This is a genomic window from Streptomyces paromomycinus (assembly GCF_003865155.1).
Classification (GTDB): Bacteria; Actinomycetota; Actinomycetes; order Streptomycetales; family Streptomycetaceae; genus Streptomyces; species Streptomyces chrestomyceticus.
The window spans coordinates 5,488,262-5,503,228 of the sequence record NZ_BHZD01000001.1 but is presented as its reverse complement, the minus strand read 5'-3'; the positions used below and the strand labels follow the sequence as shown (position 1 = coordinate 5,503,228).

The 14,967-nt window shown below is 73.9% G+C and carries 16 protein-coding genes; 3 read left to right on the top strand and 13 right to left on the bottom strand.

Annotated elements, in window-relative coordinates; translation table 11 throughout:
* Nucleotides 1–3 precede the first annotated feature (3 nt).
* The 4 genes from OEIGOIKO_RS23490 to tsaB are packed head-to-tail and all read right to left on the bottom strand — an operon-like array spanning nucleotide 4 to nucleotide 2,728.
* A complete protein-coding gene (locus tag OEIGOIKO_RS23490; protein ID WP_125055675.1) occupies nucleotides 4–321 on the bottom strand; it encodes a hypothetical protein in 318 nt (105 codons plus the stop codon).
* A gap of 13 nt (nucleotides 322–334) precedes the next feature.
* Nucleotides 335–1,489: a tRNA (adenosine(37)-N6)-threonylcarbamoyltransferase complex transferase subunit TsaD gene (gene tsaD, locus OEIGOIKO_RS23485; RefSeq protein ID WP_125055674.1), complete on the bottom strand. Its 1,155-nt coding sequence runs from the start codon at nucleotides 1,487–1,489 to the stop codon at nucleotides 335–337.
* Nucleotides 1,482–2,015 (bottom strand): ribosomal protein S18-alanine N-acetyltransferase, encoded by a 534-nt coding sequence (gene rimI, locus OEIGOIKO_RS23480; protein WP_125058885.1) that lies wholly within the window; start codon nucleotides 2,013–2,015, stop codon nucleotides 1,482–1,484. Before rimI ends, tsaD begins: the two co-directional genes overlap by 8 nt.
* A gap of 53 nt (nucleotides 2,016–2,068) precedes the next feature.
* Nucleotides 2,069–2,728: a tRNA (adenosine(37)-N6)-threonylcarbamoyltransferase complex dimerization subunit type 1 TsaB gene (gene tsaB / locus OEIGOIKO_RS23475; RefSeq protein ID WP_125055673.1), complete on the bottom strand. Its 660-nt coding sequence runs from the start codon at nucleotides 2,726–2,728 to the stop codon at nucleotides 2,069–2,071.
* Nucleotides 2,729–2,814: 86 nt separating this feature from the next.
* On the opposite strand from tsaB, the gene OEIGOIKO_RS23470 reads away from it, so the two are divergent.
* Nucleotides 2,815–3,381 carry a hypothetical protein gene (locus OEIGOIKO_RS23470; RefSeq protein ID WP_125055672.1) on the top strand — a complete coding sequence of 189 codons (567 nt, stop codon included), beginning with the start codon at nucleotides 2,815–2,817 and terminating at the stop codon, nucleotides 3,379–3,381.
* Nucleotides 3,382–3,435: 54 nt separating this feature from the next.
* On the opposite strand, the gene OEIGOIKO_RS23465 is transcribed toward OEIGOIKO_RS23470, so the two are convergent.
* From OEIGOIKO_RS23465 to glmS, 7 genes are all read right to left on the bottom strand, one after another.
* Entirely contained in the window at nucleotides 3,436–3,702 is a 267-nt protein-coding gene (locus tag OEIGOIKO_RS23465; RefSeq protein ID WP_125055671.1) for a hypothetical protein, read from the bottom strand.
* A gap of 141 nt (nucleotides 3,703–3,843) precedes the next feature.
* Entirely contained in the window at nucleotides 3,844–4,380 is a 537-nt protein-coding gene (gene tsaE, locus OEIGOIKO_RS23460) for a tRNA (adenosine(37)-N6)-threonylcarbamoyltransferase complex ATPase subunit type 1 TsaE (RefSeq protein WP_125055670.1), read from the bottom strand.
* A gap of 91 nt (nucleotides 4,381–4,471) precedes the next feature.
* Nucleotides 4,472–5,722, bottom strand: coding sequence for an alpha/beta fold hydrolase (locus OEIGOIKO_RS23455; RefSeq protein WP_125055669.1), 1,251 nt, complete (start codon nucleotides 5,720–5,722; stop codon nucleotides 4,472–4,474).
* Nucleotides 5,719–6,879, bottom strand: coding sequence for an alanine racemase (gene alr / locus OEIGOIKO_RS23450; protein ID WP_125055668.1), 1,161 nt, complete (start codon nucleotides 6,877–6,879; stop codon nucleotides 5,719–5,721). The genes OEIGOIKO_RS23455 and alr overlap by 4 nt, the downstream gene beginning before the upstream one ends.
* Before the next feature lie 97 nt (nucleotides 6,880–6,976).
* Entirely contained in the window at nucleotides 6,977–8,404 is a 1,428-nt protein-coding gene (locus OEIGOIKO_RS23445; protein WP_125055667.1) for an NAD(P)H-hydrate dehydratase, read from the bottom strand.
* 143 nt (nucleotides 8,405–8,547) lie between these two features.
* Nucleotides 8,548–8,916, bottom strand: coding sequence for a holo-ACP synthase (locus OEIGOIKO_RS23440; RefSeq protein ID WP_031003078.1), 369 nt, complete (start codon nucleotides 8,914–8,916; stop codon nucleotides 8,548–8,550).
* Nucleotides 8,913–10,760 (bottom strand): glutamine--fructose-6-phosphate transaminase (isomerizing), encoded by a 1,848-nt coding sequence (glmS, locus tag OEIGOIKO_RS23435; RefSeq protein ID WP_125055666.1) that lies wholly within the window; start codon nucleotides 10,758–10,760, stop codon nucleotides 8,913–8,915. The genes OEIGOIKO_RS23440 and glmS overlap by 4 nt, the downstream gene beginning before the upstream one ends.
* 193 nt (nucleotides 10,761–10,953) lie before the next feature.
* Between glmS and coaA the strand changes: the two genes are divergently transcribed.
* Both coaA and OEIGOIKO_RS23425 read left to right on the top strand, forming a co-directional pair.
* Nucleotides 10,954–11,952: a type I pantothenate kinase gene (gene coaA, locus OEIGOIKO_RS23430; RefSeq protein WP_125055665.1), complete on the top strand. Its 999-nt coding sequence runs from the start codon at nucleotides 10,954–10,956 to the stop codon at nucleotides 11,950–11,952.
* 36 nt (nucleotides 11,953–11,988) lie between these two features.
* Nucleotides 11,989–12,915 (top strand): DUF389 domain-containing protein, encoded by a 927-nt coding sequence (locus tag OEIGOIKO_RS23425; RefSeq protein WP_125055664.1) that lies wholly within the window; start codon nucleotides 11,989–11,991, stop codon nucleotides 12,913–12,915.
* 10 nt (nucleotides 12,916–12,925) lie between these two features.
* Here the strand turns inward: OEIGOIKO_RS23425 and glmM are convergent, their stop codons facing one another.
* Nucleotides 12,926–14,284, bottom strand: coding sequence for a phosphoglucosamine mutase (gene glmM, locus OEIGOIKO_RS23420; protein ID WP_125055663.1), 1,359 nt, complete (start codon nucleotides 14,282–14,284; stop codon nucleotides 12,926–12,928).
* Between the two features lie 142 nt (nucleotides 14,285–14,426).
* Nucleotides 14,427–14,933, bottom strand: a complete 507-nt coding sequence (rpsI, locus tag OEIGOIKO_RS23415; RefSeq protein WP_030016969.1) for a 30S ribosomal protein S9 — start codon at nucleotides 14,931–14,933, stop codon at nucleotides 14,427–14,429.
* Nucleotides 14,934–14,967 lie beyond the last annotated feature (34 nt).

Below are 14,967 nucleotides of genomic sequence, written 5' to 3'. Positions count from 1 at the left end.
GGATCAGGGCGCTTCGCCGTGCGCCACGGCAGCATGCGCGGCGTCCAGGATGCGGCCGAGTTCGGCCACCGCGCTGCGGGCCTCGTCGGGGTCGCCGGAGGCCACCGCCCGGTCCTCCAGTACCCGATAGCGGGCGGCGGTCCCCGGATCGCGCTGAATGTGTACGTGGACGGCCCACTGCGCCGCGAAGCGCCGCAACGGGAGGAAGTCCCCTCCCTGAAGAGCGCTGTCGGCGGCCCGGGACAGCTCACGGGAGAAGGCGGGCAGAGCGGCGGGCGTGACCTCCGCCACGGCGTCGTGCAACAGCGCGATCGAGGCCATCCGCCCTCTCCCCCTACGAGTACAGGTTGTCCTTGCTCAGCTCGTGGAAGTGGTCGTGATCGTGCGCATGACCATGACCATGACCATGGCCGTGCGTATGGCCGTGGCCCCCGTGGTCATGGTCCGGCGCCGGTACATGCGGCTCCGTCACCGGGAGGGACGAGTCGGCCGGGAGGTCCCAGGCGGAGGCGGGGCGGTTGCGGGCGACCATTTCGGCGCCGAGGGCGGCGACCATGGCGCCGTTGTCGGTGCAGAGCTTGGGGCGGGGGACGCGCAGGGTGATGCCCGCCTTCTCGCAGCGGTGCTGGGCCAGCGCGCGGAGGCGGGAGTTGGCGGCGACCCCGCCGCCGATCATCAGGTGGTCGACGCCGTTGTCCTTGCAGGCGCGGACCGCCTTGCGGGTCAGGACGTCGACGACCGCCTCCTGGAAGGACGCCGCGACGTCCGCGACCGGGACCTCCTCGCCCGCGGCGCGCTTCGCCTCGATCCAGCGGGCGACGGCCGTCTTGAGGCCGGAGAAGGAGAAGTCGTAGACCGGGTCGCGGGAGCCGGTCAGGCCGCGCGGGAAGCGGATCGCGTCCGGGTCGCCCTCGCGGGCGTAGCGGTCGATGACCGGGCCGCCGGGGAAGCCGAGGTGCAGGACGCGGGCGACCTTGTCGAACGCCTCGCCCGCCGCGTCGTCGATGGTCGAGCCGAGGGGGCGTACGTCGGAGGTGATGTCGGGGGCCAGCAGCAACGAGGAGTGGCCGCCGGAGACCAGCAGGGCCATCGTCGGCTCGGGCAGGGCGCCGTGTTCCAGCTGATCGACGCAGATGTGCGAGGCGAGGTGGTTGACGCCGTAGAGCGGCTTGCCGAGGGCGTAGGCGTACGCCTTGGCGGCCGAGACGCCGACGAGGAGGGCGCCGGCCAGGCCGGGCCCGGCGGTGACCGCGATGCCGTCGAGGTCGGACGCGGCGACGCCGGCCTCCTTCAGGGCGCGCTGGATGGTGGGGACCATCGCCTCCAGGTGCGCGCGCGAGGCCACCTCCGGGACGACGCCGCCGAAGCGGGCGTGCTCGTCGACGCTGGAGGCGACGGCGTCCGCGAGGAGCGTGTGGCCGCGCACGATGCCGACGCCGGTTTCGTCGCAGGAGGTCTCGATGCCGAGGACGAGCGGTTCGTCAGCCATGGGCCTGGGTTCCTTGTGCGGGGGGAGGTGGGGTGGGGGTTTCGCCGGCCGGTCCGGGGGCGGAATCGGCCGGGGATTCGGAGGGGGACTCGGTGGTACGGCGCATGACGAGGGCGTCCACGTTGCCCGGCTGGTAGTAGCCGCGCCGGAAGCCGATCGGCTCGAAGCCGAACCGTTCGTACAGGCGCTGGGCGCGTGCGTTGTCGACGCGGACTTCGAGCAGCACCTCGGCGCACTCGAAGGCGGTGGCGGCGGACAGCAGCTCGGTCAGCAGCCGGGAGCCGAGGCCGGTGCCCCACTGGTCGCGGGCGGTGGCGATGGTCTGGATGTCGCCGGTGCCGTCGACGGCGGCCAGGCCGCCGTAGCCGACCAGGCGGCCGTCCTGTTCGGCGACGAGGTAGCGGCGGTTGGCGGCCGGGCCGCGCGCGTGCGCCAGCTCCGACCAGAACATGCCCGCCGACCAGGCGTCCTCGGGGAACAGCTCGCGCTCCAGGTCCAGGACCGGCGCGATGTCCCACCAGCGCATCTCGCGGAGTACGGCGCCGTCGCGCGCGCCGTCCCCGGACGCGGTCCGCGCGGTCACTTCGGGGTGACCACCTTGTAGTTGGCGGGCACCTGCGCGTCGGGACGGCGCAGGTACAGCGGCTGCGGCGGCAGCAGTTCCTCGCCGCGCGCGAGCTTCTCGGCGGCCAGCGCGGCGAGCGCGCCCGCGGACTGGTGCTCCGGGCCGCCGTCCCGCACGCCGGTGAAGGTGCCGGCGTACAGCAGCGCGCCCGCGCCCACCGACGGCAGCGCGCCGGCTTCGTCGGCGATGTCCGCGGGGCGGTCCACGGCGGGCTCGGTGAGCCGCGTGCGGGCGTCGGCGTAGCGCGCCCAGTAGACCTCCTTGCGGCGGGCGTCGGTCGCCACCAGGAACGGCTCGTCGAGCCCGGCGGCGTACGCGATGCCGTCCAGCGTGCACAGGCCGTGCACCGGTACGTCGAGCGCGGCCCCGAACGTCGCGGCCGTGACGAGGCCGACCCGCAGGCCCGTGTACGGGCCGGGGCCGACGCCGACGACGATGTCGCTGACCGCGCCGAGTTTCACGCCGGCCTCGGCGAGCACCCGGTCGACGGCGGGCAGCAGCAGTTCGCCGTGCCGGCGGGCGTCCACCTGGCGTTCCTCGGCGAGGACGCGGGAGCCGTCGTGGACGGCGACGGTGACGGCGGGGGTTGCGGTGTCCAGAGCAAGCAGCAGCACGCATCCAAGACTACGGCGCGGCCGCGGGTGCCTCGCCGGGTGCTACCGTCACCCGTAGTCACGCGCGTACGAAAGGTGGCACGGCGGTGTCCGCAAAGAGCAGCTCGATCGTCACCGCTCTGACCACGGTTGCGCTCGCCGCCGTCGGTTTCCTGGCCTATCAGGCGTCCGCCTCGGCCCCCGACCACACCACCGCGGACAAGAAGCCGTCGTCGACCGCGAGCCCGGCCCCGGGCAAGGGCAAGGACGGCGCGAGCCGGCAGAAGACCGAGGTGCCGGTGCCGGCCGACTCGGGCGAGGGCGAGCGGGTCGTCTACGCGCTGGGCGCGCGGCGGGTGTGGCTGGTCACGGCGGACGGCAAGGTGAAGCGGACGTACGAGGTCACGCCGAGCACCGTCAGCCCGGCCCCGGGCACGTACAAGGTCGACGGCCGGACGCTGAAGCTCACCGGCTCCGACGGGGTGCCGGTCGAGCACGTGGTGCGTTTCGCCATGGCCGACGGTGTGGTGGTCGGGTTCAGCGCGGCGGTCGACGGCTCGATGCCGGACCCCAGCGCGACGAAGAAGACCGGCGGCATCCGGGAGTCGCGGGCGGACGGCACGGCGATGTGGGACTTCGCGCTGAACAAGACGAAGGTCGTCGTCGTGAAGTGAGCCGGCGTGTGCCGACGCGGGGTGTGAGCCGGCGCAGGGTGTGAGCCCCGCGCGCTATGCCGCGTCGCGGGCTGCCGCGCCCTGCGGGCCCGGGTCGACGTTCTCCCGTGCGGCCTCGCGCTCGGCGGTCGCACCGTTCTCTGCGTTCTCTGCGTTCTCTGCGTTCTCTGGGTCTTCCGCGGCCTCGGCCCGGGACGGCGGCTGCGGGGGCGTGGACACCGCGCTGGCCGCGGCGCACGCCGCCAGCAGCTGGTTCATGGTCGGCGTCGGTTCGGCCGCGCCGTTGCGGACCGCTGCGGTGACGGGCTGGTGGGCCGACATGGATGCCTCCCGTGGCTCCTGGGCAAGCGGGCATAGTTAGGCAGACCTAACCGGCTCTCTCTGCACCCATGTGACCACGTCCGGCGCCGCGCGCGCAACATCTTCCCGACGGCTTGTCGGAAACTACCGTACGGGCACCCCCTACGCCCCGGCCAGCACCGTCAGATCCACGTCCGCCCAGCGCGGTCCGACGCCGCGCACCGTGACCTCGCGCACGTCGTCCTCGTCCGGCGCCTCGCCTTCGGCGGGGGCGGCGGGCGCGTCCGCGCCGACGGCGCGCTCGATGACCACGTGCAGCCGGTCCTCGGACAGCTCCTCGACCTTGCCGTCGCCCCACTCCACGACCACCACCGACTCGGGCAGCGACACGTCGAGGTCCAGGTCCTCCATCTCGTCCAGGCCGCCGCCGAGCCGGTACGCGTCCACGTGCACCAGGGCCGGCCCTCCGGCCAGCGGCGGGTGCACCCGGGCGATCACGAAGGTCGGCGAGGTGACCGCGCCGCGCACGCCGAGGCCCTCGCCCAGCCCGCGGGTCAGCGTCGTCTTGCCCGCTCCCAGCTCCCCGGTCAGCAGCACCAGGTCCCCGGGGCGCAGCAGCCCGGCCAGTGCGCGGCCCAACTCCTGCATCCGCTGGGGTGACTTGACGGTTACGTGCTCGATCGTCTCGGTGGCGCTCATGCGCCGATGGTACGGCGCGCACAACCGGCATTTCGAACCCGTCCGCGGCGGACGGGCGCCACCGGACCCACCGGGCCCGGCGGCCGCGCGGCTACGCCCGCGCCGACCGGGCGGCCGCCGCCGTCGCCGCCGCCCGCCCGATCAGGGTCTCCAGATGGCCGGTGACCACCTCGGGGCGCTCCAGCATCACCAGATGGCCCGCCCCCGGCTCGCACACCGACTCCGCGCCCGGCAGCAGCCCGGCGATGTCGCCGCTGTGGTCGGACGGGGTGATCAGGTCCCGGTCACCGGCCAGCACCAGCGCCGGTACGGGGTCGAACGCGGCCAGCGCCTCGGTCTTGTCGTGCACGGCGAAGGCCGGGAAGAACTCGGCGACGACGTCGATCGGGGTCGCCTCGATCATCCGCTCGGCGAACCGCGCCACCCCCGGGTCCACCTCTTTCGGCGTACCGAAGGAGTACCGCTTGACCAGCCCGGCGAAGAGGTCGGCGGTCGCCCGGCGGCCCTTCTCGACCAGCTCGCTCTGCGCGCCGAGCGCCTTGAGCACACCCGGCGCGAAGCGGTGGAACGCCTTGACGCCCAGCGACGGCAGCCCGAAGGCGACCTCGCTGAGCCGGCCCGCCGACGTGCCGATCAGGGCCACGCCGACCACCCGCTCCGCGACGTACTCCGGGTACTGGTCGGCCAGCGCCATCACCGTCATGCCGCCCATGGAGTGCCCGACCAGCACGATCGGTCCCTCGGGCACGGCGGCGTCCAGCACCGCCTTCAGGTCCCGGCCCAGCAGGTCGATGGTGACCGGCTCGGTGCCGTCGCGCTGGGCCCGGCCGCGCTCCGAGCGGCCGTGGCTGCGCTGGTCCCAGTGGACGCTGCGCACCGCGCCGCGCAGGGCCGCGCGCTGGAAGTGCCAGGAGTCCTGGTTCAGGCAGTAGCCGTGGCTGAAGACGACCGTGGGCGCTTCGGAGCGGCGTCCCAGCAGCCCCAGCAGCCGCTTGCGGCGCGCGCCCCCTTTGCCGCCCTGGCCGCCCTTGCCGTCGCCCGGCTCGTCGGTCTCGTAGTGCAGCTCCGTGCCGTCCTCGGCCACCGCCGTGCCCGGTGTGCCGCGCAGCGTGCCGTACGGGCCCGCCGCGTCCAGCGCGAGCCGCGCCTTGCGCCGTACGCCCCGGCCGACCGTCAGCCGCTCGATGGCCACGCCCGCCGCGGCGCCCGCGGCGACCACGCCGAGCGCGGCGCCCGCGAGACCCGCGTGGCGTCCCGCCCGGCTCCAGTTGCCGGCCGTCGTGGCCGCTTCGGCCGCCGCGTCGATCGCGGCGTCGGCGGCCGCCCCCGTCCTGTCGCTCATGTCCCGCTCCCCGTGTCCGCGCGCTCGCCGACATAGACGCGGGGCACCCGGGTACCGATCCGCGTGACGATCTCGTACCCGATCGTGCCCGCCGCACGCGCCCAGTCCTCGACGGTCGGCTCGCCCCGGTCCCCCGGTCCGAACAGTACGGCCACGTCCCCCACCTGGGCCGGGTCCCCGCCGAGGTCGACCACGAACTGATCCATCGCGACAGTGCCGGCGGCCGTCCGCCATTTGCCCGCGACCAGCACCGGTCCGCTGTTCGACGCATGGCGGGGGATGCCGTCGGCGTAGCCGAGCGGGACCAACGCGAGGGTGGTCTCGCCGGACGTCGTGTAGCGGTGCCCGTACGAGACGCCGTGGCCGGCGGGCACGTGCTTCACCGAGGCCAGGGACGCCTCCAGCGTCATCGCGGGCCGCAGCCCGAAGTCCTCCGGCGCGCCCATCTCGGGGCTGGGCGAGACACCGTAGATGCCGATACCGGCACGTACCAGGTCGAAGTGCGCGTGCGGGAGGCTGAGCAGCGCCGGGGTGTTGGCGTGGTGGCGCACCTCCGGGTCCAGGCCCGCCCGGCGGACCACCGCGTCGGCGTCGGCGAAGACCGCGAGCTGCGTGTCGATGGAGGGGTGTCCGGGCTCGTCGGCGCAGGCGAAGTGCGACCAGACACCGGTGACCCGTATCGCGCCCTCGGCCTCGGCGGCGCGGGCCGCGGCGACCAGTCCGGGCCAGTCGGCGGGCTGGCAGCCGCTGCGTCCCAGCCCCGTGTCGACCTTCAGCTGGACACGGGCGGTACGGCCGCACGCCCGCGCCGCCGCGGTCACCTCGTGCAGCGCCCACATGCCGCTGACCGACACGTCGATGTCCTGCTCGACGGCCTGCCGCCAGGGCCCGCCGGGCGTCCACAGCCAGCACATCAGCCGCCCGGTGTCGCCCGCGGCGCGCAGCGCGAACGCCTCCTCGGGGAGCGCGGTGCCCAGCCATGCCGCCCCGGCCTCCCGGGCCGCGCGGGCGCACGGGACGGCGCCGTGGCCGTACCCGTCGGACTTCACCACGGCCATCAGCTCGGCCCGGGGCGCGCGGGCCCGCAGCGCCCGCACGTTGGAGCGCACCGCGTCGAGGTCCACGGCCGCACGGGCCCGCATGGCTGCATGGTTCATCCACCCAGTGTCGCAGAACGGGGTGTTGGGGCCGGGAGAGGCGGGTGCGCGGGAGTGCGCGCGGGCGCCCGCGGTACGGGTCCGCGACCCGGCGCCCTCAGTGGCGGCTGACGTCCCGCCACGCCGCGCCCAGCGCCCCGGCCACGTCCGTCGCCAGGATCGGCGCGCCGTCCGGGGTGGCTGCCAGCCGGGCGGCCAGGCCGTGCAGGTACGCGCCGACGGCGGCCGCCTCGCGCGCGGGCAGGCCGGTGGCCAGCAGCGATCCGGTCAGGCCGGACAGCACGTCGCCGCTGCCCGCGGTGGCGAGCCAGCCCGTGCCGGTGGGGTTGGCGCGCACCGGGCCGCCCGCCGGGTCGGCGACGAGGGTCGTGGAGCCCTTCAGGAGGGCCGTGGCGCCGTACCGCTCGGCCAGTTCCCGTACGGAGCGCAGGCGGGACGCCTCCACGTCCGCCCGGTCGGTGCCGAGCAGGGCCGCCGCCTCCCCGGCGTGCGGGGTGAGCAGGGTGGGCGCGCCGCGGCCCCGTACCCGCGCGGGGTCCAGGAAGCGCAGTCCGTCGGCGTCCACCAGGACGGGGACGTCCGAGTCGAGGACGTCCGCCATGGCGTCGCCGTCGTCGCCGATGCCGGGGCCGATGACCCAGGACTGCACGCGGCCCGCCTTCGAGGGCGGCCCGGCGTGCACCAGGGTTTCCGGGAACTGCGCCAGGACGGCGTCGGCCGCCGGGCCCACGTACCGTACGGCCCCGGCTCCGCCCCGCAGCGCCCCGGAGACGGCCAGGACGGCGGCGCCCGGATAGCGCGCCGAGCCCGCGACGACGCCCACCACGCCACGCCGGTACTTGTCGCTCTCCGCCGTGGGGCGCGGCAGCAGCTCCGCCACGTCCGCGTATTGCAACGCCTCGGCCGTCGCGTCCCCTGGCAGCTCCAGGCCGATGTCCACCAGCCGCAGCGCGCCCGCGTACTCGCGCGCCGGGTCGATGAGCAGCCCCGGCTTGTACGCGCCGAACGTCACCGTCGCGTCGGCCCGTACGGCCTCACCCGCCACCTCTCCGGTGTCCGCGTCCACACCGCTCGGCAGATCGACGGAGACGACCAGGGACTGCCGCGCCGCCTCGGCCAGCCGGGCCGCCTCCGGCCGCAGTCCGCCCGTGCCGCCGATGCCGACGATTCCGTCCACGACGAGGTCGGCCCGCTCGATGTCGGCGAGGGCGTCGCCGGACACCCGGCCGCCCGCCGCGCGCAGCGCCGCCAGGCCGCCCGCGTGGGCCCGGTCCGGGGACAGCAGGACGGCGCGTACGCCGGCGCCGCGCCGGGCCAGCCGGGCGCCCGCGTACAGGGCGTCGCCGCCGTTGTCGCCGCTGCCCACGAGCAGCACGACCCGCGATCCGTACACCCGCCCCAGCAGCTCCGCACACGCCACCGCGAGACCGGCGGCGGCCCGCTGCATCAGGGCCCCTTCGGGCAGCCGCGCCATCAGGTCCCGCTCGGCCGCCCGTACGACATCCACGCTGTACGCAGTCCTCATGCCCCCAGTCTCACCCCGGACGGCGCGGGCATTCCTCCCGGCTCGCCCGGCCGGCGGCGGCGCGTACGGACACGGCGAGGCGTTACGGGTACGGGCACGGCGACGCGTACGGGCAGACACCCGGACCGGCCGCCCGCCGCCGCTCACCCCTCCGCGATCACCACCGCCGAGGCCACGCCCGCGTCATGACTGAGCGACACGTGCCAGGACCGCACGCCGAGTTCCGCGGCCCGCTCGGCGACCGTGCCGCGGATCTTGAGTATCGGCTGCCCGGTCTCCAGCACCGCCACCTCCGCGTCCGTCCACCGCAGCCCGGCCGGCGCCCCCAGCGCCTTGGCCACCGCCTCCTTGGCCGCGAACCGCGCGGCGAGCGAGGCGATGCCCCGGCGCTCGCCGCTGGGCAGCGTCAGCTCGCGTTCGACGAACAGCCGGGTCGCCATGTCCGGGGTGCGCTCCAGCGCCGCCGCGAAGCGGTCGATCTCGGCGACGTCGATCCCCACTCCGACGATCATTCGACGGTCACCGACTTGGCGAGGTTGCGCGGCTGGTCGACCTCGTTGCCGCGGGCGGTGGCCAGTTCGCAGGCGAAGACCTGGAGGGGCACGGTGGAGACCATCGGCTGAAGCAGGGTGGGGGTACGCGGGATGCGCACCAGGTGGTCCGCGTACGGGACGACCGTCTCGTCCCCGTCCTCCGCGATGACGATGGTGAGCGCGCCGCGGGCCCGGATCTCCTGGATGTTGGAGACGATCTTGTCGTGCAGGACGGACCGGCCGCGCGGCGACGGCACGACCACGACGACCGGCACGCCCTCCTCGATCAGCGCGATCGGCCCGTGCTTCAGCTCGCCCGCCGCGAAGCCCTCCGCGTGCATGTACGCGAGTTCCTTGAGCTTCAGCGCGCCCTCCAGGGCGACGGGGTAGCCCACGTGCCGCCCGAGGAACAGCACGGTGTTCTTCTCCGCGAGGCTGCGCGCCAGCTCCCGTACCGGCTCCATCGTCCCCAGCACCTGCTCGACCTGGGTGCCGATCGCGGCCAGTTCGCGCACCACCGCGCGGATCTCGTCGCCCCACTGGGTGCCGCGCACCTGGCCCAGGTACAGCGCGAGCAGGTAGCAGGCCACCAGTTGCGTCAGGAACGCCTTGGTCGAGGCGACCGCGACCTCGGGCCCGGCGTGCGTGTAGAGCACCGCGTCCGACTCGCGGGGAATCGTCGAGCCGTTGGTGTTGCACACCGCGAGCACCTTCGCGCCCTGCTCCCGGGCGTGCCGTACCGCCATCAGGGTGTCCATCGTCTCGCCGGACTGCGAGATGGCGACGACCAGGGTGCGCGGGTCCAGGATCGGGTCGCGGTAGCGGAACTCGCTGGCCAGCTCCACCTCGCAGGGGATACGGGTCCAGTGCTCGATCGCGTACTTGGCGATCATCCCGGCGTGGAAGGCCGTGCCGCAGGCCACTATCACCACCTTGGTGGCCTCGCGCAGCACCGAGTCCTCGATGCGGACCTCGTCCAGCGAGAGCACCCCGGACTCGTCCACCCGGCCCAGCAGCGTGTCGGCGACGGCCTTCGGCTGCTCGGCGATCTCCTTGAGCATGAAGTAGTCGTAGCCGCCCTTCTCGGCCGCCGACGCGTCCCAGTCCACGTGGTAGGTGCGCACCTCGCCCGGCGCGCCGTCGAAGCCGGTGACCGTCACCCCGTCCCGGCGCAGCTCCACGACCTGGTCCTGGCCCAGTTCGACGGCCTCACGGGTGTACGAGATGAACGCCGCCACGTCCGACGCCAGGAACGCCTCGTCCTCGCCGATGCCCACCACCAGCGGGGAGTTGCGGCGCGCGCCCACCACCACGTCCGGCGCGTCGGCGTGCACCGCGACCAGCGTGAACGCGCCCTCCAGCCGGCGGCACACCTGGCGCATCGCCTCGGCCAGGTCACCGCACGAGGAGAAGTTCTCCGCCAGCAGGTGCCCGACGACCTCGGTGTCCGTCTCGGAGGCCAGCGTGTGGCCGCGCTTGGCCAGTTCGGCGCGCAGGGCCGCGAAGTTCTCGATGATGCCGTTGTGGACGACGGCGACCCGTCCGGCGTTGTCCAGATGCGGGTGGGCGTTGGTGTCGGTCGGCGCGCCGTGCGTGGCCCACCGGGTGTGCCCGATCCCGGTCGTACCGGCCGGCAGCGGACGGTCGGCCAGTTCCTTGTCCAGGTTGGCGAGTTTGCCGGCCTTCTTGGCCGCCGCCAGCCCGCCGTCCGCGAGCACGGCCACCCCGGCCGAGTCGTAGCCGCGGTACTCCAGCCGCTTCAGCCCGGTGAGCACGACGTCCAGGGCGGACCGGCCGCCCGCATACCCCACGATTCCGCACATGAGGGCAGCCTACGGGGCCGTGCCGTCCCGCCCCGCGCTCCATCCGGCCAACGGCGCCGCGCACCGGACCCGCGCCCGCCGCCTCCCCGCGCGCCGCCCGGGACCGCCGTACCCGTACGCGCGACACGCGGACCGGGCGGCCACAACCCCACCCCGGGGTGAACCGGCCCCCGCGCCTGCGGACAATGGGCGCGTGCCCCTCACCACAGAGCCGACCGAGTCGCAGCACCGCCGCCGCGCCGAGCGCACGCCGTACGTCGACCTGACGCGCGCCGAGTGGAGCGCCCTGCGGGAGAAGACACCGCTGCCGCTGACCGCCGAGGAGGTCGAGCGGCTGCGCGGCCTGGGCGACGTGATCGACCTGGACGAGGTGCGCGACGTCTACCTTCCGCTGTCCCGCCTGCTCAACCTGTACGTGGGCGCGTCCAGCAACCTGCGCGGCGCGCTGAACACCTTCCTCGGCGACGCGGGCGGCGGCCACGGCGCCCAGCCCGGCACGCCGTTCGTCATAGGGGTCGCGGGCAGCGTGGCGGTCGGCAAGTCCACCACCGCCCGGCTCCTCCAGGCCCTGCTGGCCCGCTGGCCCGAGCACCCGCGCGTCGAACTGGTCACCACCGACGGCTTCCTGTTCCCCAACGCCGAGCTGCACCGCCGCGGCCTGATGTCGCGCAAGGGCTTCCCCGAGTCGTACGACCGCCGCGCCCTGACCCGCTTCGTCGCCGATGTGAAGTCCGGGAAGGCCGAGGTCAGCGCCCCGGTCTACTCCCACCTGATCTACGACATCGTGCCCGGCGAACGGCTGACCGTGCACCGGCCCGACGTCCTCATCGTCGAGGGCCTGAACGTCCTCCAGCCCGCCCTGCCCGGCAAGGACGGCCGCACCCGCCTGGGCCTCGCGGACTTCTTCGACTTCTCGGTGTACGTGGACGCCCGCACGGAGGACATCGAGCGCTGGTACCTGGGCCGGTTCCGCAAGCTGCGCGAGACCGCCTTCCAGAACCCGTTCTCGTACTTCCGCAAGTACACCCAGGTCTCCGAGGAAGAAGCCCTCGACTACGCCCGGATGATCTGGCGCACCGTCAACAAGCCCAATCTGGAACAGAACGTCGCCCCGACCCGCGGCCGCGCCAACCTCGTGCTGCGCAAGGGGCACGACCACAAGGTGCAGCGGCTGTCCTTGCGCAAGCTCTGACGACGGCGATCCGCCGCCTTCCACGAGAGGTACACCGTGCTGCACCTGCGTCTGATCGTTCCCGCCGACCGTACGCAGGCCGTGCTGCACCTGGTGGAGAACACCGTCGGCACCACCCACCTCGCCGTCCTGACCGGCGCCGCGCGCGAACCGCGGGGGGACGTGATCCTGTGCGACGTGGCCCGTGAGGCCGCTGACGGCCTGCTGCACGAGCTGCGGGCGCTGGGCATCGACCGGGACGGCTCGATCGCCGTCGAGAACGTCGACCTGTCCCTGTCCGCCCGCGCGGACAAGGCGGAAAAAGACGCACCCGGTGAAGGCGCGGACGCCGTGCTGTGGGAGTCGCTGACCGACGCCACCCACGAGGAGTCCACGCTCTCCGTCACCTATCTGGCGTTCCTGACGCTCGCCACGATGATCGCGGCCTGCGGCGTGGTGCTGGACAACGCGATCCTGATCGTGGGCGCGATGGCCGTCGGCCCGGAGTTCGGCCCGCTGGCCGGCATCTGCACCGCCCTGGTGCGCCGCGCGCCCCGGCTGGCCTGGCGCTCCCTGCTCGCGCTGGTCGTGGGCTTCGCGGTGGCGATGGCGGCGACGGTGGGCTTCAGCCTGTTCATGGACGCGGTGGGGCTCTTCGACGCGGCGGCGCTGACGGCGGACCGCCCGAACACGAACTTCATCTACCGGCCGGACTGGTTCTCGTTCGTGGTCGCCGTCCTCGCCGGAATCGCCGGCGTCCTCTCGCTGACCTCGGCGAAGTCCGGCGCGCTGGTCGGCGTGGCGATCTCGGTCACCACCGTCCCGGCCGCCGCCAACGCCGCCGTCGCCTTCGGCTACCGCTCGTACAAGCAGGCGTGGGGCTCCACGGAACAGCTCCTGCTGAACCTCGCCGGGATCGTCGTCGCGGGCACGCTGACGCTGCTGGCCCAGAAGCTCTTCTGGGCCAGGCAGCGGCAGCGCTGACCGGCCTGCGTCAGCCCAGCGCCGACTTCACGACATCCGCCAGACGGCCGGCCACGGCCCCCGCCTGCTCGATGTCCGCGGCCTCGACCATGACCCGCACCAGCGGCTCCGTGCCCGAGGGGCGCAGCAGGACCCGGCCGGTGGCGCCCAGCTCGCGCTCCGCCTCCGCGACGGCCGAGGTGACCTCGGGCGACGTGCCGACCCGGGTCTTGTCCACGTCCGGCACGTTGACCAGCACCTGCGGCAGGCGCTTCATGACGCCCGCCAGCTCGCCCAGCGGGCGGCCGGTCGCCGCGACGCGGGCGGCCAGCATCAGGCCGGTGAGCGTGCCGTCGCCGGTCGTCGCGTGGTCCAGCGCGATGACGTGCCCGGACTGCTCGCCGCCGAGCGCGAAGCCGCCGGCCTTCATCTCCTCCAGGACGTACCGGTCGCCGACCGCCGTCTGGACGAAGGTCAGGCCCTCGCGCTCCATGGCCAGCTTGAAGCCCAGGTTGGACATCACGGTCGCCACGACGGTGTCCTTGCGCAGCGTGCCCGCCTCGCGCATCCCGAGGGCGAGGACGGCCAGGATCTGGTCGCCGTCGATCTCGTTGCCCTCGCGGTCCACCGCCAGGCAGCGGTCCGCGTCGCCGTCGTGCGCCACGCCGAGGTCGGCGCCGTGCTCGACGACCGCGGCGCACAGGCCGGACAGGTGCGTGGAGCCGCAGTCGTCGTTGATGTTCAGGCCGTCGGGATCGGCACCGATGGTGACGACCTCGGCACCGGCCCGGGCGAACGCCTCCGGGGAGACCCGGGAGGCCGCGCCGTGCGCGCCGTCGATGACGACCTTCAGGCCGTCCAGGCGGTTCGGCAGCACGCCCACCAGGTGCGCGACGTAGTTGTCAAAGCCCTGGTCGTAGTCCTTGACCCGGCCCACACCGGCGCCGGTCGGCCGGTCCCACGGCTCGCCGGAGCTGTGCGAGCGGTAGGTGCGCTCGATGCGGTCCTCCAGCTCGTCGGCGAGCTTGTGGCCGCCGCGGGCGAAGAACTTGATGCCGTTGTCGGGCATCGGGTTGTGGCTGGCGGAGAGCATCACGCCCAGGTCGGCGCCGAGCGACCCGGTCAGGTACGCCACGGCCGGGGTCGGCAGCACGCCCACCCGCAGCACGTCCACGCCCGCGCTGGCCAGGCCCGCCACGACGGCGGCCTCCAGGAACTCTCCGGACGCCCTCGGATCACGGCCGACCACGGCCACCGGCCGATGGCCTTCGAAGGTGCCGGCTTCCGCGAGCACGTGCGCCGCCGCGACCGACAGACCGAGCGCCAGCTCCGCCGTGAGATCCGCGTTGGCGACACCGCGCACACCGTCCGTGCCGAAGAGTCGTCCCACTGGTGTCCTCCGAGTTGATGTACGTGGACCAGAGCATTGCGTCCAGGTATACGCCGCTGGTCCCGGATAGCCGAACGCCCCGGCAGCACGGATCGTGCCACCGGGGCGTTCGCCAAGAGCCGCGCGAGCAGCCGAGCGGCAATTAGCGCTTGCTGTACTGCGGGGCCTTGCGGGCCTTCTTCAGACCGGCCTTCTTGCGCTCGACCGCACGGTCGTCGCGCTTGAGGAAGCCGGCCTTCTTCAGCGGGCCGCGGTTGTTGTCCTCGTCCGCCTCGTTCAGCGCACGGGCCACACCCAGGCGCAGCGCACCGGCCTGGCCGGAGATGCCGCCGCCGGAGATGCGGGCGACCACGTCGTAGCGGTTGTCCAGTTCGAGCACCTTGAAGGGCTCGTTGACTTCCTGCTGGTGCACCTTGTTCGGGAAGTAACCCTCAAGGGTGCGGCCGTTGATCTTCCACTGGCCGGAGCCGGGGATGATCCGCACGCGGGCGATGGCGTTCTTGCGACGGCCCAGGCCGGCGGCCGGCTGCGGGTCACCGAAGCGCGACGCGAGCGACTCGGAGGTGTACTCACCCTCCAGCGGAACCTCGGTCTCGGTGGTGTACTCCTCGACCTCGTCCAGCGGGGTCTCGGGGGTGGTCTCAGCCACGATTCTCCTCAGATTCTCTTCGTCTTAGGGGGTG

What these genes read in the sequence shown, in the direction of transcription:
- OEIGOIKO_RS23490 (WP_125055675.1), bottom strand. Translation starts at nt 321, where the DNA reads ATGGCCTCGATCGCGCTGTTGCACGACGCCGTGGCGGAGGTCACGCCC.
- tsaD (WP_125055674.1), bottom strand. Translation starts at nt 1,489, where the DNA reads ATGGCTGACGAACCGCTCGTCCTCGGCATCGAGACCTCCTGCGACGAA.
- rimI (WP_125058885.1), bottom strand. Translation starts at nt 2,015, where the DNA reads ATGCGCTGGTGGGACATCGCGCCGGTCCTGGACCTGGAGCGCGAGCTG.
- OEIGOIKO_RS23465 (WP_125055671.1), bottom strand. Translation starts at nt 3,702, where the DNA reads ATGTCGGCCCACCAGCCCGTCACCGCAGCGGTCCGCAACGGCGCGGCC.
- tsaE (WP_125055670.1), bottom strand. Translation starts at nt 4,380, where the DNA reads ATGAGCGCCACCGAGACGATCGAGCACGTAACCGTCAAGTCACCCCAG.
- OEIGOIKO_RS23455 (WP_125055669.1), bottom strand. Translation starts at nt 5,722, where the DNA reads ATGAGCGACAGGACGGGGGCGGCCGCCGACGCCGCGATCGACGCGGCG.
- alr (WP_125055668.1), bottom strand. Translation starts at nt 6,879, where the DNA reads ATGAACCATGCAGCCATGCGGGCCCGTGCGGCCGTGGACCTCGACGCG.
- OEIGOIKO_RS23445 (WP_125055667.1), bottom strand. Translation starts at nt 8,404, where the DNA reads ATGAGGACTGCGTACAGCGTGGATGTCGTACGGGCGGCCGAGCGGGAC.
- OEIGOIKO_RS23440 (WP_031003078.1), bottom strand. Translation starts at nt 8,916, where the DNA reads ATGATCGTCGGAGTGGGGATCGACGTCGCCGAGATCGACCGCTTCGCG.
- glmS (WP_125055666.1), bottom strand. Translation starts at nt 10,760, where the DNA reads ATGTGCGGAATCGTGGGGTATGCGGGCGGCCGGTCCGCCCTGGACGTC.